General features: G+C 55.8%; 16 protein-coding genes. 13 read left to right on the top strand and 3 right to left on the bottom strand.

The window, feature by feature from the left end; genetic code table 11:
* The first annotated feature begins 162 nt into the window (after positions 1 to 162).
* The 7 genes from clpP (at position 163) to BEI65_RS04295 (ending at position 8,418) form a co-directional block, all read left to right on the top strand.
* Positions 163 to 786, top strand: a complete 624-nt coding sequence (clpP, locus tag BEI65_RS04325; RefSeq protein WP_012005535.1) for an ATP-dependent Clp endopeptidase proteolytic subunit ClpP — start codon at positions 163 to 165, stop codon at positions 784 to 786.
* Positions 787 to 948: 162 nt separating this feature from the next.
* Entirely contained in the window at positions 949 to 2,220 is a 1,272-nt protein-coding gene (gene clpX / locus BEI65_RS04320) for an ATP-dependent protease ATP-binding subunit ClpX (RefSeq protein ID WP_085115460.1), read from the top strand.
* 194 nt (positions 2,221 to 2,414) lie between these two features.
* Positions 2,415 to 4,769, top strand: a complete 2,355-nt coding sequence (lon, locus tag BEI65_RS04315) for an endopeptidase La (protein WP_099062282.1) — start codon at positions 2,415 to 2,417, stop codon at positions 4,767 to 4,769.
* A 215-nt stretch (positions 4,770 to 4,984) separates the two neighbouring features.
* Positions 4,985 to 5,257, top strand: coding sequence for a nucleoid-associated protein HU-beta (hupB, locus tag BEI65_RS04310; protein WP_085115462.1), 273 nt, complete (start codon positions 4,985 to 4,987; stop codon positions 5,255 to 5,257).
* Positions 5,258 to 5,439: 182 nt separating this feature from the next.
* Positions 5,440 to 7,326 carry a peptidylprolyl isomerase gene (ppiD, locus tag BEI65_RS04305; protein WP_099062281.1) on the top strand — a complete coding sequence of 629 codons (1,887 nt, stop codon included), beginning with the start codon at positions 5,440 to 5,442 and terminating at the stop codon, positions 7,324 to 7,326.
* A gap of 139 nt (positions 7,327 to 7,465) precedes the next feature.
* Positions 7,466 to 7,849 (top strand): ComEA family DNA-binding protein, encoded by a 384-nt coding sequence (locus BEI65_RS04300; RefSeq protein WP_099062280.1) that lies wholly within the window; start codon positions 7,466 to 7,468, stop codon positions 7,847 to 7,849.
* A gap of 155 nt (positions 7,850 to 8,004) precedes the next feature.
* Positions 8,005 to 8,418, top strand: a complete 414-nt coding sequence (locus tag BEI65_RS04295; RefSeq protein WP_099062279.1) for a thioesterase family protein — start codon at positions 8,005 to 8,007, stop codon at positions 8,416 to 8,418.
* Positions 8,419 to 8,453: 35 nt separating this feature from the next.
* Here the strand turns inward: BEI65_RS04295 and queC are convergent, their stop codons facing one another.
* Positions 8,454 to 9,152 (bottom strand): 7-cyano-7-deazaguanine synthase QueC, encoded by a 699-nt coding sequence (gene queC / locus BEI65_RS04290; RefSeq protein ID WP_099062278.1) that lies wholly within the window; start codon positions 9,150 to 9,152, stop codon positions 8,454 to 8,456.
* Positions 9,153 to 9,270: 118 nt separating this feature from the next.
* On the bottom strand, positions 9,271 to 10,998 hold the full coding sequence (locus BEI65_RS04285) for an SgrR family transcriptional regulator (protein WP_099062277.1): 1,728 nt from the start codon (positions 10,996 to 10,998) through the stop codon (positions 9,271 to 9,273).
* A gap of 104 nt (positions 10,999 to 11,102) precedes the next feature.
* Between BEI65_RS04285 and cof the strand changes: the two genes are divergently transcribed.
* Positions 11,103 to 11,927: an HMP-PP phosphatase gene (gene cof / locus BEI65_RS04280; protein ID WP_099062276.1), complete on the top strand. Its 825-nt coding sequence runs from the start codon at positions 11,103 to 11,105 to the stop codon at positions 11,925 to 11,927.
* 60 nt (positions 11,928 to 11,987) lie between these two features.
* On the opposite strand, the gene BEI65_RS04275 is transcribed toward cof, so the two are convergent.
* Positions 11,988 to 13,028 (bottom strand): PLP-dependent cysteine synthase family protein, encoded by a 1,041-nt coding sequence (locus BEI65_RS04275; RefSeq protein WP_085115535.1) that lies wholly within the window; start codon positions 13,026 to 13,028, stop codon positions 11,988 to 11,990.
* Positions 13,029 to 13,150: 122 nt separating this feature from the next.
* On the opposite strand from BEI65_RS04275, the gene BEI65_RS04270 reads away from it, so the two are divergent.
* From BEI65_RS04270 to amtB, 5 genes are all read left to right on the top strand, one after another.
* Positions 13,151 to 13,612 (top strand): Lrp/AsnC family transcriptional regulator, encoded by a 462-nt coding sequence (locus BEI65_RS04270; RefSeq protein WP_085115469.1) that lies wholly within the window; start codon positions 13,151 to 13,153, stop codon positions 13,610 to 13,612.
* A gap of 91 nt (positions 13,613 to 13,703) precedes the next feature.
* Positions 13,704 to 15,479, top strand: coding sequence for a SmdA family multidrug ABC transporter permease/ATP-binding protein (locus BEI65_RS04265; RefSeq protein ID WP_099062275.1), 1,776 nt, complete (start codon positions 13,704 to 13,706; stop codon positions 15,477 to 15,479).
* Complete coding sequence (gene smdB, locus BEI65_RS04260) at positions 15,472 to 17,250, top strand: multidrug efflux ABC transporter permease/ATP-binding subunit SmdB (RefSeq protein ID WP_099062274.1); 1,779 nt, start codon at positions 15,472 to 15,474, stop codon at positions 17,248 to 17,250. Before BEI65_RS04265 ends, smdB begins: the two co-directional genes overlap by 8 nt.
* A 293-nt stretch (positions 17,251 to 17,543) precedes the next feature.
* The gene (gene glnK, locus BEI65_RS04255) at positions 17,544 to 17,882 is read left to right on the top strand and encodes a P-II family nitrogen regulator (protein ID WP_012005549.1); all 339 of its coding nucleotides are present in this window, start codon (positions 17,544 to 17,546) and stop codon (positions 17,880 to 17,882) included.
* Between the two features lie 36 nt (positions 17,883 to 17,918).
* Entirely contained in the window at positions 17,919 to 19,205 is a 1,287-nt protein-coding gene (gene amtB, locus BEI65_RS04250) for an ammonium transporter AmtB (protein WP_157765418.1), read from the top strand.
* Positions 19,206 to 19,304: the final 99 nt, after the last annotated feature.

Genomic DNA, 19,304 nt, shown 5'->3' with positions numbered 1-19,304 from the left:
CGGGTATAGGCTGTTTGCCAGAGTGCGCGGGATAAAAAAACCGTCGGGTACGTGTGGCGTGGGTCGAATGCTTGAGCATAGTCATCATGACCGTTCTCAAGTAGAATCGGTGTAATAGGGTGTAACCCTGGCCGCCAAGGCAATTTCTATTAGGAGACGGTAATGTCATACAGTGGCGAACGAGATCAATTTGCACCTAACATGGCCCTGGTGCCGATGGTGGTAGAGCAGACTTCACGCGGGGAGCGTTCTTACGACATTTATTCCCGCCTGCTGAAAGAGCGCATTATTTTCCTGACCGGCCAGGTCGAAGATCACATGGCCAACCTGATTGTGGCGCAGATGCTGTTCCTCGAAGCAGAAAGCCCGGAAAAAGACATTTTCCTCTACATTAACTCCCCGGGTGGCGTGATCACCGCAGGCATGTCAATCTATGACACCATGAAGTTCATCAAGCCGGACGTCAGCACCATTTGTATGGGTCAGGCGTGCTCGATGGGCTCCTTCCTGCTGACTGCCGGTGCCAAGGGCAAGCGCTTCTGTCTGCCGAATTCACGCGTGATGATCCACCAGCCGCTGGGCGGTTATCAGGGCCAGGCGACGGATATCGAAATCCATGCGCGTGAAATCCTGAAGGTGAAGGCGCGTATGAATGAGCTGATGGCAGAACACACCGGCCAGACACTGGAGCAGATCGAACGCGATACCGAGCGCGATCGCTTTATGACCGCGGAAGAAGCGGTAGAATATGGTCTGGTTGACGGTATTCTGACGCACCGCAAGTAACACCACGCGGCTGGCGAGATAATTGTGCGAGCCGATAGACTATAGTAATCAGAGCGGGCGTGGCTCGCTCTGGTGAGCATTATCGGCATTCCCGGTATGAATTCGGGGCGCACGGCCGCCGTGATTTTCCTGCGGGACAAAGACTAAAGAAGAGGTTTACTGATGACAGATAAGCGCAAAGACGGTTCAGGAAAGCTGCTGTACTGCTCTTTCTGCGGCAAAAGCCAGCATGAAGTGCGTAAGCTGATTGCCGGTCCGTCAGTGTATATCTGCGATGAATGTGTTGACCTGTGTAACGACATTATTCGCGAAGAGATTAAAGAAGTTTCACCGCATCGTGAGCGCAGTGCGCTGCCGACGCCGCACGAGATCCGCCATCACCTGGATGACTACGTCATCGGTCAGGAACCGGCGAAAAAAGTGCTGGCAGTCGCGGTGTATAACCACTACAAACGCCTGCGCAACGGCGATACCAGCAACGGTATCGAGTTGGGCAAAAGCAACATTCTGCTGATTGGTCCTACCGGTAGCGGTAAAACCCTGCTGGCGGAAACGCTGGCACGCTTCCTGGATGTGCCTTTCACCATGGCCGATGCCACCACGCTGACCGAAGCCGGTTATGTGGGTGAGGACGTGGAAAACATTATCCAGAAGCTGCTGCAGAAGTGTGACTACGACGTGCAGAAAGCTCAGCGCGGCATCGTCTACATCGATGAAATCGATAAGATTTCTCGTAAGTCAGACAACCCGTCGATTACCCGTGACGTTTCGGGTGAAGGCGTGCAGCAGGCGCTGTTGAAGCTGATCGAAGGCACCATTGCCGCCGTTCCGCCGCAGGGCGGCCGTAAGCATCCGCAGCAGGAATTCCTGCAGGTTGATACCTCGAAAATCCTGTTTATCTGTGGCGGCGCCTTTGCCGGCCTGGATAAGGTGATCGGTCAGCGCGTGAATACCGGTTCCGGTATTGGTTTTGGCGCCACCGTGAAGGGTGAGGCTGAGAAAGCGACCGAAGGCGAACTGCTGCTGCAGGCCGAGCCGGAAGATCTGATCAAGTTTGGTCTGATCCCTGAGTTCATCGGTCGTCTGCCGGTGGTGGCTACGCTGAGTGAGCTGAGCGAAGATGCGCTGATCCAGATCCTGAAAGAGCCGAAAAATGCCCTGACCAAACAGTATCAGGCATTGTTCAATCTGGAAGGTGTGGAACTGGAATTCCGTGAAGAAGCACTGAACGCCATCGCCAAGAAGGCCATGAAGCGTAAAACCGGTGCTCGCGGTCTGCGTTCCATCGTGGAAGCCGCGCTGCTGGACACCATGTACGACCTGCCATCAATGGACAGCGTCGACAAAGTGGTGATCGACGAGTCGGTCATCGCCGGCCAGTCCAAACCCTTGCTGATTTACGGTAAACCGGAAGCACAGGCTTCAGGCGAATAATTCGCCAGTCAAACCAGAAAGTTAATGTCAAAATGGGGGATTTTATCCCCCATTTTTATTTCCTGCATTCTGCCGTTGAATGTAAGAGATTCATCCCCATATACTCATTAACCAGATTTTATGAAACGTTTGATGCTTGCGTCTCATGAGATTCCCCCTCAACCTGGCGGAAGTTAAACTTAAGAGAGAGCTCTATGAACCCTGAGCGTTCCGAACGCATAGAAATCCCCGTCTTGCCGTTGCGCGACGTGGTGGTTTATCCGCACATGGTGATCCCGTTATTTGTTGGCCGGGAAAAATCAATTCGGTGCCTCGAAGCAGCAATGGATCATGATAAGAAGATCATGCTGGTGGCACAGAAAGAGGCCTCAACGGATGAACCTGGTATTAATGATTTGTTCTCTGTCGGCACCGTAGCGTCGATCCTGCAAATGCTGAAATTGCCTGATGGCACGGTAAAAGTGCTGGTCGAAGGTCTGCAGCGGGCGCGTATTACTACGCTTTCCGACAGCGGAGAGCATTTTGCTGCCCAGGCCGAATATCTTGAGTCACCTGCGATTGATGAGCGTGAACAAGAAGTGCTGGTGCGCACTGCAATCAATCAGTTTGAAGGCTACATCAAACTGAACAAGAAAATTCCACCGGAGGTGCTGACGTCATTGAACAGCATCGACGATGCTGCACGCCTGGCGGATACCATCGCTGCGCACATGCCGCTGAAACTCAGCGACAAGCAGTCGGTACTGGAGATGTTCGATATCACTGAACGTCTTGAATACCTGATGGCGATGATGGAATCGGAAATCGACCTGCTGCAGGTTGAAAAACGCATCCGTAACCGCGTCAAAAAACAGATGGAAAAAAGTCAGCGCGAGTACTATCTGAATGAGCAGATGAAGGCGATTCAGAAAGAACTGGGCGAGATGGACGATGCGCCAGACGAGCATGAAGCGCTGAAGCGCAAGATCGAAGCGGCGAAAATGCCGAAAGACGCGCGTGAAAAAACCGAAGCGGAACTGCAAAAGCTGAAAATGATGTCACCAATGTCTGCGGAAGCCACCGTGGTACGCGGCTACATCGACTGGATGCTGCAGGTGCCGTGGAATGCGCGCAGCAAGGTTAAGAAAGACCTGCTCAAGGCGCAGGAAGTGCTCGATATCGATCACTACGGCCTGGAGCGCGTCAAAGACCGTATTCTTGAGTATCTCGCAGTACAGAGCCGCGTCAGCAAAATCAAAGGGCCTATCCTGTGTCTGGTAGGGCCTCCTGGCGTAGGTAAAACCTCGCTGGGTCAGTCGATCGCCAAAGCGACCGGTCGCCAGTACGTGCGTATGGCGTTGGGTGGCGTGCGTGACGAAGCGGAAATTCGCGGTCACCGTCGTACCTATATCGGTTCCATGCCGGGCAAGCTGATCCAGAAAATGGCCAAGGTTGGGGTGAAAAACCCACTGTTCCTGCTGGACGAGATCGACAAGATGTCTTCCGACATGCGCGGTGACCCAGCCTCAGCACTGCTTGAGGTACTGGATCCGGAACAGAACGTGGCGTTTAACGATCACTATCTGGAAGTGGATTACGATCTGTCCGACGTGATGTTCGTGGCTACCTCGAACTCGATGAACATTCCTGCGCCGCTGCTGGACCGTATGGAAGTGATCCGCCTGTCCGGATACACCGAGGACGAGAAGCTTAACATTGCCAAGCAGCACCTGTTGCCGAAGCAGCTTGAGCGTAACGCCCTGAAAAAAGGTGAGCTGACGGTCGACGATAGCGCCATCACCGGCATTATCCGCTTCTACACCCGTGAAGCTGGGGTACGTAGCCTGGAGCGTGAAATCTCCAAGTTGTGCCGTAAAGCGGTGAAAACGCTGCTGATGGACAAGAAGATCAAGCATATTGAGATCAACGGCGACAACCTGAAAGACTACCTGGGCGTACAGCGTGTCGACTACGGCCGTGCGGATACCGAAAACCGCGTGGGTGAGGTTACCGGCCTGGCGTGGACGGAAGTGGGTGGCGATCTGCTGACCATCGAAACCGCCTGCGTACAGGGCAAGGGTAAGCTGACCTACACCGGCTCGCTCGGTGAAGTGATGCAGGAGTCGATTCAGGCTGCACTGACCGTAGTGCGTGCGCGCGCGGATAAATTGGGGATTAACCCTGATTTTTACGAGAAGCGTGACATCCACGTGCACGTGCCGGAAGGCGCTACACCGAAGGATGGCCCGAGCGCCGGTATTGCGATGTGTACCGCGCTGGTTTCCTGCCTGACGGGCAACCCGGTTCGCGCCGATGTGGCGATGACCGGCGAGATCACGCTGCGTGGTCAGGTACTGCCGATTGGTGGCCTGAAAGAGAAACTGCTGGCGGCCCATCGCGGCGGTATCAAAACCGTGCTGATCCCGTATGAGAACAAGCGCGATCTGGAAGAGATCCCGGCGAATGTTATCGCCGATCTGGATATTCATCCGGTGCAACGAATTGATGAAGTTTTGGACCTTGCGTTGCTGAATCCGGCCTTCGGCGCACTGCCGGTAGCGGCAAAATAGTGACGTATCGCAAAAACCATTGATAAAACTTATGCTGGCAAGTCAATTCGGACTTGCCAGTCTTTTTTTGTACCGCTAAGTTAGACAGCTGTCGGCCCGCGTTTTGTCACGCTTTCGGTGGCTTGCCAAGGCACGATGGGATTGATATAACAGCTGCGCTGTCGCGCCGTAGGGATTTTTCGGTGCGACGATTGAATTCTAGAGGGGATGATAGAGTGAATAAGTCACAACTGATCGACAAAATTGCCGCAGGTGCTGATATTTCCAAAGCGGCAGCTGGGCGTGCTTTAGATGCAGTGATTGCATCTGTTACTGAATCCTTGAAGGAAGGGGATGATGTGGCCCTGGTAGGTTTCGGTTCCTTCACCGTGCGTGAGCGTTCGGCCCGTACTGGCCGTAATCCGCAAACCGGTAAAGAGATCGCCATCGCGGCAGCCAAAGTTCCGGCCTTCCGTGCAGGGAAAGCGCTGAAAGACGCAGTAAACTGATTGTTTGCGTCTAACCGTTTAGCGTTACAGGGCTTTGTAATAAACAATCACCTGACGCAACGGTGCTGGTAAGGTAAGATATAAGGCGCATCAGATTGATGCGCTTTTTTTATTTTTGTCGCAGGGAACGCGCCTGCGCAAGGGTGTTTTTAATCCACATCACAGCGGAGTGTTGTCACACTATGATGGACAATTTACGCGCGGCAGCTAATAACGTCGTGCTCAAAATCATCCTGGCCCTGATCATCTTGTCATTTATTTTGACCGGGGTGGGTAACTACCTGATCGGCGGTTCCGGCGATTATGCAGCGAAAGTAAATGGTCAGGTGATCGAGCGCGCTCAGCTGGAACAGGCTTTCCAAAGCGAACGCAGCCGCATGCAGCAACAGCTGGGTGACCAGTTCTCTGCACTGGCGGGCAACGAAGGCTATATGCAGCAGATGCGCCACCAGGCATTGTCACAGTTGATCGACAACATGCTGCTGGACCAATATGCCAAGAAATTAGGCCTGAGCGTCAGCGACGATCAGGTAAAAGACGCCATCCGCAAGGCGCCTTACTTCCAGACTGACGGCCAGTTCGATAACGCCAAATATCTCGATCTGATTAGCCGCATGGGTTACACCGCCGATAACTTTGCGCAGTCCATGCGTCAGCAGCTGGTTAACCAGCAGGTGATCCAGGCCTTTGGCGATTCAGGCTTCATTCTGCCTGCCGAAGCTCAGGACATGACGGCACTGGTGCTGCAACAGCGCGATGTGCGTCTGGCTACGCTGGATCTGAAAGCGTTGCAGGCCAAGCAGACCGTGACCGACGACGAGCTGAAAGACTACTACAGCCAGAACAAGAACAGCTTCATTGCGCCAGAACAGGTCAAAGTAAGCTACATCCCAATGGATGCCGCTTCCATGCAGGACAAGGTAACGGTAGCCGATGCGGATATCAGCGCCTACTACGACCAGCACAAAAGCAGCTACGGCCAGCCTGAGCGCAAGAACTACAGCGTGATCCAGCTGAAAACCGAGGCGGAAGCCAATGCGGTACTGGACGAACTGAAAAAAGGCGGCGATTTCGCCACGCTGGCGAAAGACAAATCTACCGACATCATCTCACGCCGTACTGGCGGTGAGCTGGGTTGGCTGGAGCCGGACACCACGGCAGACGAACTGAAGCAGGCTAACCTGACCGAAAAAGGCCAGCTTTCCGGCGTCGTGAAGTCCTCAGTGGGGTATCTGGTGATCCGTCTGAACGACATTCAGCCGGAGAAAGTGAAGCCGTTGAGCGAAGTGCGTGACGCCATCGCCAAGCAGGTTAAGCAGGAGAAAGCCGTAGACGCTTATTACGCGCTGCAGCAGAAGGTCAGTGAAGCGGCTACCAGCGATAACGAGTCTCTGGCATCAGCCGAAGAAGCGGCTGGTGTGAAAGCGGCACATACCGACTGGTTTACCCGCGACAATATTCCGGCAGCGCTGAACTTCAAACCGGTCATTCAGTCGATTTTCGACGGCACACTGATTGGCGAGGGCGGTTCTCCGGGCAGCAACTCCGACGTGATCACCGTTGATGGCGACCGTGCCTTCGTGATCCGCGTGTCTGGCCACAAGCCGGAAGGCATTGAACCCTTCGACCAGGTGAAAGATCGCGTGGCGGAGCTGGTCAAACGCAACAAAGCGGAACAGGAAGCGAAACTGCAGGGCGAGAAACTGCTGGTTGAGCTGAAACAGGGTAAGGGCGACGAGGCGATGAAAGCGGCCGGTCTGAGCTTTGGCAGCGTGCAGAAGATGGCTCGTGCGCCGGAAGACAGCCAGTTGGTGCAGAGCGTGTTCGCGTTGCCGCATCCGCAGGAAGGCAAGCCGGTTTATGGCATGTCGCAGGATCGTCAGGACAACGTGGTGCTGATTGCGCTGGATGCAGTCAACCCTGGCACCTTGCCGGCAGAAGAAATGAAAACCTTCGTCAGCAAAATGGAAGAAGGTTCGACCGGTGTGTCCTTTGACTCTCTGCTGGCCAGCCTGCGAAAAGAAGCCAAGATCACCATGGGTGCCGCTGAGCAGCAGCAACCTCAGTAAAGCGCCGCAGTTTTCTGCAACGCAATGTAATCCTCAAAGGCCGCTTTCGCGGCCTTTTCCATATCTGAAATCCGCCAATTGCTGAAGTTTGCCCGCTGCGGCAAGGTGAGCTTGCTGTTAAACACAAGGAGGACACAGCATGCAACTTACAGAAATAAAAGCGGTAAAGGCTTTCAGCTTCAAAGCGTTGCTGACCGTAGCACTGCTCTCCCTGGCCGGGCTATCGGTGGCCGCGGAAGAGAAAGTGGGGGCTGGGCAACCGGTGCTGTCCGTGCCGGCGGGTAATGCAGGACAAGGTGCAGAGGCCGGAGCGGCTGTCAATGATGAGGCGTCGGTCAGTATCAATCAGGCCGATGCCGAACAACTGGCCAGCATGCTCAAAGGGGTAGGGTTGAAGAAAGCGGAGAGCATTGTGCGCTACCGTGAGCAGAACGGCCCCTTTACGCAGATTGAGCAACTTCAGGAAGTACCGGGCATTGGGCCTGCACTGTTTGAAAGGAATCGCACGCGGCTCAAAATGTGATTTCGATCACGGCTGCGTGGCAAAGTGATAATGCAGCCCTTTTTCCTCTGCTACATTTTACAGGTCTTACCAGTTTGGCATCTTGACCAAATGGGTGAAGGAGTCGCTTGCGGCTCCTTCTTTCTGTAATCACCAGGCAGGAGTGGCCGTTTCCTATGCACCAGACTTTTATCAAAGTTCGTGGTTATCATCTTGATGTTTATCAGCACGTGAATAACGCCCGCTATCTGGAGTTTCTGGAAGAGGCGCGTTGGGATTGGCTGGAGAATCAGGAAGGCTTCCGCTGGATTACGGAAAATAACATCGCTTTCATCGTGGTGAACATCAACATTAACTATCGCACCCCGGCAGTATTGGGCGACAAGCTACGTATTGACAGCCAGATGGTGCAGCTAAACGGCAAAAGTGGCGTGTTGAGCCAGAAGGTATTGCAGGATGCCACGGGGGCTCAGGTGGCGGATGCGCTGCTGACCTTCGTTTGTGTCGATCTGAAAACCCAACGGGCCTTGCCGATTGAGGGACAACTGCGCGAACACCTGCAGGTGCTCACGCCGCCAGAAGATCAGTAAAGCAACGAGCGGCAGCCCGTGCCGCCGTTATTCAATCAGACCAGACCGGTCTTTTGCTTCAGGCTCGCCATCACTTCGGCTTTGTTTATTTGGTACTGCTTCAGCCCGTTGGCGCGTAGATGACAGGCCGCACATTCACCGCAGCCGTCACCCTTAATACCGTTGTAGCAGGTCAGGGTGTCCTGTTGCACCAGATCCAACTGATGGTAGTAATCCGCCAGTGCCCAGGTTTCTGCCTTGTTCAGCCACATCAGTGGCGTTTCAAAGCGGATATCGCGGGCGATGCCCAGCACTATTGCCTGGTTCAGCGCTTTGACAAACTCGTCACGGCAGTCAGGGTAGCCGGAGAAGTCAGTCTCACAGACGCCGGTGATCACCGCTTCAGCTTCGACCTGATAGGCATAAATCGCTGCCAGCGTCAGGAACAAAATGTTGCGACCTGGCACAAAGGTGCTCGGTAACCCATTGCTCTGCGTGCTGTCGTAGGCGGGAACCGGAATGTTGTCACGGGTCAGGCTGCTGATCGCCAGCTCATTGAGCAGGCCTACGTCCAGCAGCTTATGCGCCTTGGCTCCCAGGGCCACCGACAGTTCCTGAGCCACCTCAATCTCGGCGCGATGGCGCTGGCCGTAGTCAAAGGTGACGCAGTGAACTTCATCATACTGTTTCAATGCCTGAATCAAGCAGGTCGTGGAATCTTGTCCACCGCTGAAAACGACAACCGCGCGCTTCATAAAATAACCTCAAATTATTGCTGAGACCTTACCCGATACACATTCGGGCGGTAGGATAAAAATGCGTTGCGGCAACAATGGTAGCAGAAATGTCTGGTTACCGCAGAGCCAGCCAGACTTAGTTTGTCGCAGGGGATCCCATGGTGTCCACCGGCGGTGGTAGCCAGGCCTGACAGAAATCGAACCAACCGTGGGCGGTCAGGGTAACGCCATGAATGCGCGGTGGCGCGCTGATTTGATACTGATAGTGAAACAGCGGAGTGATGATCGCTGCCGCCATCAGTTGCTGATAATAGTCTTTCAATTGCTGATATCGCGGCGGCTGTGCCGGGAGCTGCTGGATCTGTTGCAGCGTTTGTTGCTGATGCTGCCAGCGAGCGTCGGGCAGGATACCCCGCCACAGCGTATCCTGCCGCAGCCAGCTTTCCAGCGTCGCTTCCGGTGATTCCCCGATCAGGTTATCCGCCAGTAGCAGATCGGCCTGTTCTATTTGTTCGATACTCTGCCAACGTTTGCCCGCGTAGTAGCGTAGCTCCAGCTCGCAGCCATGTTGCGCCAACAGTTGCTGCAAGGCCACTGTGACCGTTTCCAGCTCCACCGGTGGCCGATACAACAGCGTCAATTTGGCGGGCAGGGCAATATCCTCGTCGGCCTGATGCTGTGGGATTGCCCAGCCGGGCAGCATTTCGTGGCTGGGGGTGATGACGCTGTTGGGCACCGGCAGATTGGCCAGCAGACCGGATCGCTGGATCAGCATCAGCAGTTTTTTCCCCTGCGCTTCACTGAGTACGCCGTGCTTCAAATTCACCGCCAGATAGCACCAGCCCAGGCTCATGCTGCGCTGTACCGGGCGGGCCAACGCCATCTCTTCCTGCTGACCAAGGGTAATGCGTACCGGATGCTGGCAACTGGTATAAGCATCGCCAACATTCAGTTCGGGAGTGATCCAATACTCAATGCTCTCCAGATAGGGATGCTGCAAATGGTAAAACGGGTGTTGCTCCAGTCGGACCAGGTGCGGTTGGTTCAGCGTCAATTTAAACGGGCCGGCACCCATGCCTGAAGCATCCGGGTGGGTCAGCAGGCAAGGCAACTCCGCCAGCCGGTGCGCCAGCCAGTAGTCCGGATGCTGCAAATCAAACTGCAGGCACAGCGGATGGGGCAGACTGAGGCTGGCAACGTTGGCCAGGCTGGGTTGACTGCGAGGATGCTGCTGCAGTTTTTCCAGCGTTTGCAGCAGTTGCTGGCCGGTCAGTGGTTCACCGTTGTGCCAGCGTAGTTGGCTGCGCAGAAAGAATTGCCAGCGCAGGCCGTCATCGCTGATTTGCCAATGGTGAGCCAGATCTGATTGTGGCTCGGGATTACCGGTAATAAACCGCGTTAACCCGGCATGCAGGGTGGCAACCAAATGCTGTTCGGCGCGGCCGGTAAGGGTCAGCGGATCCAGCGATTCGAGCGTGCGGTAGTAGGGGATACGCAGCGTTGGGCTGCCGGCTTGCCATTGACCACCAAGATGTGGGCTAAGCAGTTCCTGTAAATGTTGCGGATCCAACTGCGCCATTTCCAGCGCACCCTGATGATCGCCCTCCTGCAGCAGCCTTTGAAGATGGGCAGCCCGCAGCTCGTCCGGCGTTTTCAGGCAGTGCAAACGCGCACGTTTACCGCGCCCGGGCTGTGACTGCCAGCTCAGCCAACCCTGATCCTGCAGTTGTTGTACCAGAGTGCGGGCGTGGCGCTCGCTGCAATAGAACATCGCTGCCAGCTCACCAATGGTGATGGCGACCGGTGCGCTCCCGAGTTGCAGGTACAGGCGTTGATACTGGCTGAGGCGGTGGGTCAGGCGCATATCAGTAAATCCGGAACAGTTTTCCAGAATTGTTCACTATTACTTCCGCAAATACCATCCCATACTGCAGGGACTGTAATCGCGTTCACATTCACGAGGTCTTTATGTATCGCCTGGCGGCTTTTGATATGGACGGCACGTTGTTGACACCGGATCACCGGGTCGGGCCGGAAACTCTGGCGGTGCTAAAGCAACTCCTCGAGCGGGAGATGATCGTCACTTTCGCCACCGGGCGGCACTATCTTGATGCGCAGCCGATCATGGCGCAGTTAGGCCTGCAGGGCTACCTGATTACCGGCAACGGCACGCGGGTCTATGACAATCAGGGGCAGCAACTGCACGCCACCGACTTGCCGGCCGATATTGCCGAAGAGGTGCTGCATACCCACTGGCGAACCGACGCCAGCATGCACGTCTTCCGTGATGAAGGCTGGATGACCGGGTTTGCGCTGCCGGAGGAAATGTTGCTGGCCCACCATCTGAGCGGCTTCCATTACCAGCTTACCGAACTGCGGCGTTTACCGGCGTTCGGCAACAGCAAGGTTTGTTTTGTTGGTCCGCACGAGGAATTGCTGAAACTTCAGGTGCAGCTGCGTCAGCACTTTGCTGCGCGTGTCGATCTTTGTTTCTCGGCCTATGAATGCCTGGAAGTGTTGCCACTGGGCTGCAACAAGGGGTCGGCGCTGAATATGCTGAGCCGCCATCTGGGGCTGGAGATGGCGGATTGTATGGCGTTTGGTGATGCGATGAACGACAAGGAAATGCTGGCGGCGGTAGGGCTCGGGGTGGTGATGGGCAATGCCCTGCCACAGTTGAAGTCGCTGTTGCCACAGCTACAGGTTATCGGTCACTGCGAACAGCAGGCGGTGGCTCACTATTTGCAACATTGGCTGCGTTCACCTTACCTCACCTATTCCCCCGAATTATGAGGCTTTATTGGCAGCCGCCGGGTAAGACTTACCCGGCTTTTTTTCGTCTGAACCTGCCGATTACAAATCCGCCAGCTGCGCCAGATACGGCGTCAGATCACCGATATTATTGCTGACCCATTCTGGGTTGTAATAGGTGTCCAGGTAGCGCTCACCGCTGTCGCACAGCAGAGTGACGATGGAACCCTGCTCGCCGTTTTCCCGCATTTGCTTCGCTAACTGCAGCGCGCCCCATACGTTGGTGCCGGTAGAGGCCCCCACCTTGCGCCCGAGAACTGTCTCCAGCCAATGGATGGTGGCGACGCTGGCGGCATCAGGCACGCGGATCATACTGTCGACCACCGACGGGATAAACGAGGGCTCGGCGCGTGGGCGGCCAATGCCCTCGATACGGCTGCCGCAACTGCCGATAAGGGTACGGTCGCGCTGGTGGAAGCAATCATAGAACACCGAGTTTTCCGGATCGACCACCGTCAGGCGGGTGTCGTGCCCCTGATAGCGGATATAGCGGCCCAGAGTCGCGGAGGTGCCGCCAGTGCCGGCGCTCATCACGATATGTTTTGGCACCGGGAAGGGTTCACGCGCCATCTGCCGGAAGATGCTGTCGGCGATGTTGTTGTTGCCGCGCCAGTCGGTTGCCCGCTCGGCGTAGGTGAACTGATCCATATAGTGGCCGTTCAGCTCTTGAGCCAACTGTTCGGAGACGGCGTAAATCTGCGCCGCATGGTCGACGAAGTGGCAACGACCGCCGTAGAACGCGATCTGCTCAACCTTGCGGCGTGCGGTGCAGGAAGGCATTACGGCAATAAACGGCAGGCCAATCAACCGGGCGAAGTAGGCTTCGGACACCGCCGTACTGCCGGAGGAGGCCTCGATAATCGTGGTGTTTTCGGTGATCCAGCCGTTACACAGGCCGTACAGGAACAGTGAACGCGCCAAGCGGTGCTTCAGGCTGCCGGTCGGGTGAGTGCTTTCGTCTTTCAGGTACAGGCAGATACCGGGAAATTCCGGCAGGTTCAGGCGGATCAGGTGGGTATCGGCGGAGCGTTGAAAATCCGCTTCTATTTCGCCGATAGCATATTTTACCCAAGAATTTGTCATCATCTGGCCTCAGAATAGGGGGCTTGTTTGATGCATAATATAGCCTGCTGTGGGGAAAAAAGGATTGCCATTTTTCCTGTTTAATCGCCTAATGAGAGAAAATTATTCTCCTGGTTGACGATATGCTAGATAAAACAGACCGTAAATTACTGTGCATGCTGCAACAGGACTGTACGCAGCCGCTGCAGGTGCTGGCCGATGCGGTCAATCTGACGTCGACACCCTGTTGGAAAAGGCTCAAGCGGCTGGAAGAAGACGGTTATATCCGGGGACGAGTCGCGCTGCTGGATAACGAAAAGCTCGGCCTGGGCCTGACGGCATTTGTGCTGATCAAAACCCAGCAGCACAGCAGCGAGTGGTATCAACAGTTTGTGCAACTGACCAAGCAGATGCCAGAGGTGCTGGCGTTCTATCGCATGGCCGGAGAGTACGATTACCTGATGCAGGTGGAAGTGGCGGATATGAAGAGCTACGACAGCTTTTACAAGCGTCTGGTGAACGGTGTACCAGGGCTGATCGACGTCACTTCCAGCTTCGCAATGGAAAAAATCAAATACACCACTGCACTGCCGATTCCTGAGTGAAAAGTTCACCAAATTGGCAAAGTAACGGTGGTATCCTACTCTGCTGAGGCAGAACAAGAGACAAAACCATTACATCCTGGAATAAAACTGCGTGAGACTATTTGCTCAAATCGGCTGGTATTTCCGCCGCGAGTGGCGTCGCTACCTCGGGGCGGTGGTGCTGCTGATCATCATTGCCATACTGCAACTGTTGCCGCCCAAGCTGGTGGGGATCATTGTGGATGGCGTCACCGAAAAACAGATGTCCGGCGGCGTGCTGATGGCATGGCTGGGGTTGATGCTCGGCACCGCCGTGGTTGTCTACCTGCTGCGCTATGTGTGGCGGGTGCTGTTGTTTGGGGCGTCCTACCAGCTTGCCGTCGAACTACGTGAAAACTTCTACCGCCAGCTGAGCCGTCAGAATCCGGCCTTCTATTTGCGTCACCGTACCGGTGATCTGATGGCGCGAGCCACCAACGATGTCGATCGGGTGGTTTTCGCTGCCGGTGAAGGGGTGCTGACGCTGGTGGATTCGCTGGTGATGGGATTGGCGGTGCTGGTGGTGATGAGCACCCAAATTAGTTGGCAGCTAACCCTGCTGTCGCTGATCCCGATGCCAATCATGGCGATCGTTATCAAGTACTATGGCGACCAGTTACACCAGCGTTTTAAATCGGCGCAGGCGGCGTTCTCCAGCCTGAACGATCAGGCGCAGGAAAGCATGACCAGCATCCGTATGATCAAGGCGTTCGGTCTGGAAGATCATCAGTCTAATCAGTTTGCCGACGTCGCTGCCCAGACCGGTGCCAAAAACATGCACGTGGCGCGGGTGGATGCTCGTTTCGACCCGACGATTTATATCGCCATCGGTACCGCCAATCTGCTGGCGATCGGCGGTGGCAGTTGGATGGTGGTGAACGGAACCATGACGCTGGGCCAACTGACCAGCTTCGTGATGTACCTCGGCCTGATGATTTGGCCGATGCTGGCACTGGCCTGGATGTTCAATATCGTTGAACGCGGCAGCGCGGCCTATAGCCGTATTCGCAGCCTGCTGGATGAAGCCCCGGCAGTGACCGACGGTGAGCAATCGCTGCCGGCCGGGCGTGGCAATCTGGCGATCGACATCCGTGCATTCCACTACCCGGGCAATAGTCAGCCGACGCTGCATGATGTGGTGCTGAAGCTGGAACCAGGGCAAATGCTTGGCCTGTGTGGCCCGACCGGCGCCGGTAAATCGACGCTGCTGTCACTGATCCAGCGCCAGTTCGATGTTGATGACGGCCAGATCAGCTATCAGGGACTGCCGTTGACCCAGGTCAAACTCGACGATTGGCGCTCACGGCTGTCCGTGGTCAGCCAGACACCGTTCTTGTTCTCGGACAGCGTGGCGAACAACATCGCGCTGGGAAATCCGGGGGCGACGCAGGAACAGATTGAGCGCGCGGCCCGCCTGGCCAGTGTGCATGAGGATATTTTGCGCCTGCCGCAGGGTTATGAAACCGAGGTGGGCGAGCGTGGCGTGATGCTCTCTGGGGGGCAGAAGCAACGTATCTCCATTGCCCGCGCCCTGTTACTGGATGCAGAAATCCTGATCCTCGACGACGCGTTGTCGGCGGTGGATGGCCGTACCGAACACCAGATCCTGCATAACCTGCGCAGCTGGGGGCAAAACCGCACGGTGATTATCAGCGCGCACCGGCTTTCGGCACTGACCGAAGCCAGCGAAATTCTGGTGATCCAGCACGGCGCTGTGGCACAGCGTGGCCAGCATGCGTCCCTGGCCGCTCAACCCGGCTGGTATCGCGATATGTATCGCTATCAGCAACTGGAGGCGGCATTGGATGAGGCCCCGGAAAGCGGCGAGGAGAGTGAAGCCAATGAATAAGATGCAAAAGCTGTGGCCGACGCTGAAGCGCTTGCTGGCTTATGGATCGCCGTATCGAAAGCCGCTGGGGCTGGCGGTAGTGATGCTGTGGGTCGCCGCGGCGGCGGAAGTCGCCGGGCCGATCCTGGTCAGTTATTTTATCGATAACTACGTTGCCAAGGGCCAGTTACCGCTGACTATCGTCTGCGGGCTGGCAGCAGCCTATATCCTGCTGGAGCTGTTGGCGGCGGCGCTGCACTATTTTCAGGCGTTGTTGTTCAACCAGGCGGCGGTCGGGGTGGTTCAACGTCTGCGAACTGACGTGATGGACGCTGCGTTGCGCCAACCACTTAGCGCCTTTGATACCCAACCCGTCGGGCAGTTGATCTCGCGGGTGACCAATGACACCGAGGTGATCAAAGATCTGTACGTGATGGTGGTGTCCACGGTGCTGAAAAGCGCGGCGCTGATTGGTGCCATGCTGGTGGCGATGTTCAGCCTTGACTGGCGTATGGCGCTGGTGGCGATCTGCATCTTCCCGGCGGTATTTGTGGTGATGGGCATTTATCAGTACTACAGCATCCCTATTGTGCGCCGGGTACGTAGCTATCTGGCGGACATCAACGACGGCTTTAACGAAGTGATTAACGGCATGGGCGTGATCCAGCAGTTCCGCCAGCAGATCCGTTTCGGGGAGCGCATGAGCGCCGCCAGCCGTTCACACTATACCGCGCGTATGCAGACGCTGCGGTTGGACGGTTTCCTGCTGCGCCCGCTGCTCAGCCTGTTCTCGGCGTTGGTACTGTGCGGTCTGCTGATGTTGTTCGGCTTCAGCGGTGAGGGGGCGATCGGCGTTGGTGTGCTGTATGCCTTTATCAACTATCTGGGCCGTCTGAATGAGCCGCTGATTGAGCTGACATCGCAGCAGTCTATCCTGCAGCAGGCGGTGGTGGCCGGTGAGCGTATTTTCGAACTGATGGATCGCAAACAGCAGAGCTACGGGGCGGACGATCGCCCACTGGAGAGCGGCCGTATTGATATTGACGACCTGAGTTTTGCCTACCGTGATGACAAAAAGGTACTGCAGCATATTTCGCTGTCGGTCCCTTCGCGTGGCTTTGTGGCGCTGGTCGGCCATACCGGCAGTGGTAAGAGCACGCTGGCCAACCTGCTGATGGGCTATTACCCGGTTGATCAGGGTGAAGTGCGTCTCGACGGACGTCCCCTGGCCAGCCTTTCACACCGGACTCTGCGCCAGGGTGTCGCGATGGTGCAGCAGGACCCGGTGGTGATCGCCGAGTCAGTGCTGGCCAACGTCACGCTGGGACGCAATATCAGCGAAGAGGCGGTTTGGCAGGCATTGAAAACGGTACAACTGGCCGAGTTGGTGCGCAGTTTCCCGCAGGGCATTCATACCCGGCTGGGCGAACAGGGCAATAATCTGTCGGTGGGCCAGAAGCAGCTATTGGCGATGGCCAGGGTGCTGGTACAGGCACCGCAGATCCTGATCCTCGATGAGGCCACCGCCAACATTGACTCAGGCACGGAACAAGCGATTCAGCGGGCGCTGCGTTTGATCCGCGAACACACCACGCTGGTGGTGATCGCTCACCGTTTGTCGACCATTGTGGATGCCGATTCGATTCTGGTGTTGCACCGGGGTCAGGCGGTCGAGCAGGGCAACCATCAGCAACTGCTGGCGCAGCAGGGGCGTTACTACCAGATGTATCAACTGCAACTGGTGGGTGAAGAGCTGGCTGCCGCAAACCGCGAAGAAACACAAACTGCATAATGTCAGAGGCCGCTTTAGCGGCTTCTTTCTTTTCCACCACGCACCACAAACTGGCATCGCCGCGTTTTAAATCCCTTTCTCTGCACTTTTTCGACGCGTCACGCACCAAAATAGTGCGCAATATTTAATCAATTCCCTGTGCGATAGCGCGTCGTTGGCTCATCGCAGTGCACCCGATTGCCGTCCTGCCGGTTAATTTGCTGAATTAGCGTACAAAACCATTTGTGGCATAGCCTTTGCTTTATAAGACTCGTACCAGGGGTGAGTTTGGGCTTAATTCGTGGAGGGGCAATATGAAGCTGGTGACCGTGGTGATTAAACCATTCAAGCTGGAGGACGTGCGTGAAGCCCTATCCTCTGTAGGTATTCAGGGGCTGACCGTAAGCGAAGTAAAAGGCTTTGGTCGCCAGAAGGGACATGCTGAGCTCTATCGCGGAGCCGAATACAGCGTCAACTTCTTACCTAAAGTAAAAATCGACATCGCTATCGCTGACGATCAGTTAGATGAAGTGGTTGATGTCATTAGTAAAGCGGCCTACACCGGCAAAATCGGTGACGGCAAAATTTTCGTTGCCGAATTGCAACGTGTCATTCGCATTCGCACCGGCGAAACAGACGAAGCAGCACTGTAATCACTGGCTCAGTAAAGTAATGGGGATGGATTGATAATGAAAAAACTTTTATCCATGTTGGGCCTGAGTACGGTAACCATGGTTCCTTCTTTGGCACTGGCCGCTCCGGCGGTCGCAGACAAGGCGGATAACGCCTTCATGATGATTTGCACCGCTTTGGTGCTGTTCATGACCCTGCCGGGTGTCGCGTTGTTTTACGGTGGTTTGCTGCGTTCCAAAAACGTGCTCTCCATGTTGACCCAGGTGACCGTCACCTTTGCACTGGTGTGCGTACTCTGGGTGCTTTATGGCTACAGCCTGGCCTTCAGCGAAGGCAATGCGTTCTTCGGCGGTTTCCAGACGGCGATGCTGAAAGGCATTGGTATCGATAGTGTCACCGGAACCTTTAGCCAGATGATCCACGTGGCTTTCCAGTGTTCATTCGCCTGTATTACCGTGGCACTGGTAGTGGGCGGTTTTGCCGAGCGCATCCGCTTCTCTGCGGTGGTGATCTTCGCGGCCATCTGGTTCACCATCTCTTACCTGCCGATTGCCCACATGGTGTGGGGCGGCGGCTTCCTGGCCGCTGATGGCGCGCTGGACTTTGCCGGCGGCACCGTTGTGCATATCAACGCCGCAAGCGCCGGTCTGGTGGGGGCTTACCTGTTGGGCAAACGGGCCGGTTTCGGTAAAGAAGCGTTCAAACCGCACAACCTGCCAATGGTGTTTACCGGGGCTTCCATTCTGTACATTGGCTGGTTTGGCTTTAACGCCGGTTCTGCCAGCGCGGCTAACGGCATTGCGGCACTGGCGTTCCTGAACACCGTGGTGGCGACTGCGGGTGCTATCCTCTCCTGGACCTTTGCCGAGTGGATTGTTCGTGGCAAACCTTCACTGTTGGGCGCCTGTTCCGGCATGATCGCCGGGCTGGTTGCCATCACGCCGGCGGCAGGCACCGTGGGCGTGGGCGGGGCGTTGATTATCGGCCTGATTGGCGGTATTGCCGGTCTGTGGGGCGTGGTTACGCTGAAGAAATGGCTGAAGGTAGATGATACCTGTGACGTGTTCGGTGTACATGGCGTGTGCGGTATCGTCGGTTGCTTGCTGACCGGGGTATTCACCTCCACTTCACTGGGTGGCACGGGGTATGCTGAGGGTGTCACCATGGGGCATCAGGTGTGGATCCAGCTGTTAAGTGTGGTAACCACGCTGGTGTGGTCTGGTGTGGCCGCCTTCATTGCCTTCAAAGTGGCGGGCGCCATCGTTGGTCTGCGCGTACCGGAAGAACAGGAACGCGAAGGTCTGGACGTCAACAGCCATGGCGAGAGTGCCTATAACCAATAGGCCTGAAGAAGGGCAGTGCGCTAAATAATTCGAAAAATAATGATGATAGAAAGGGCGATGGAGACATCGCCCTTTTTCTTGTGCCCAGAAAACCCCCAG

The sequence above is a fragment of the Serratia sp. BW106 genome, from assembly GCF_002607755.1.
GTDB classification, from domain to species: Bacteria; Pseudomonadota; Gammaproteobacteria; order Enterobacterales; family Enterobacteriaceae; genus Serratia; species Serratia proteamaculans.
Note: the sequence above shows the minus strand (reverse complement) of the source record. Positions and strands in the feature narration are given on the sequence as shown.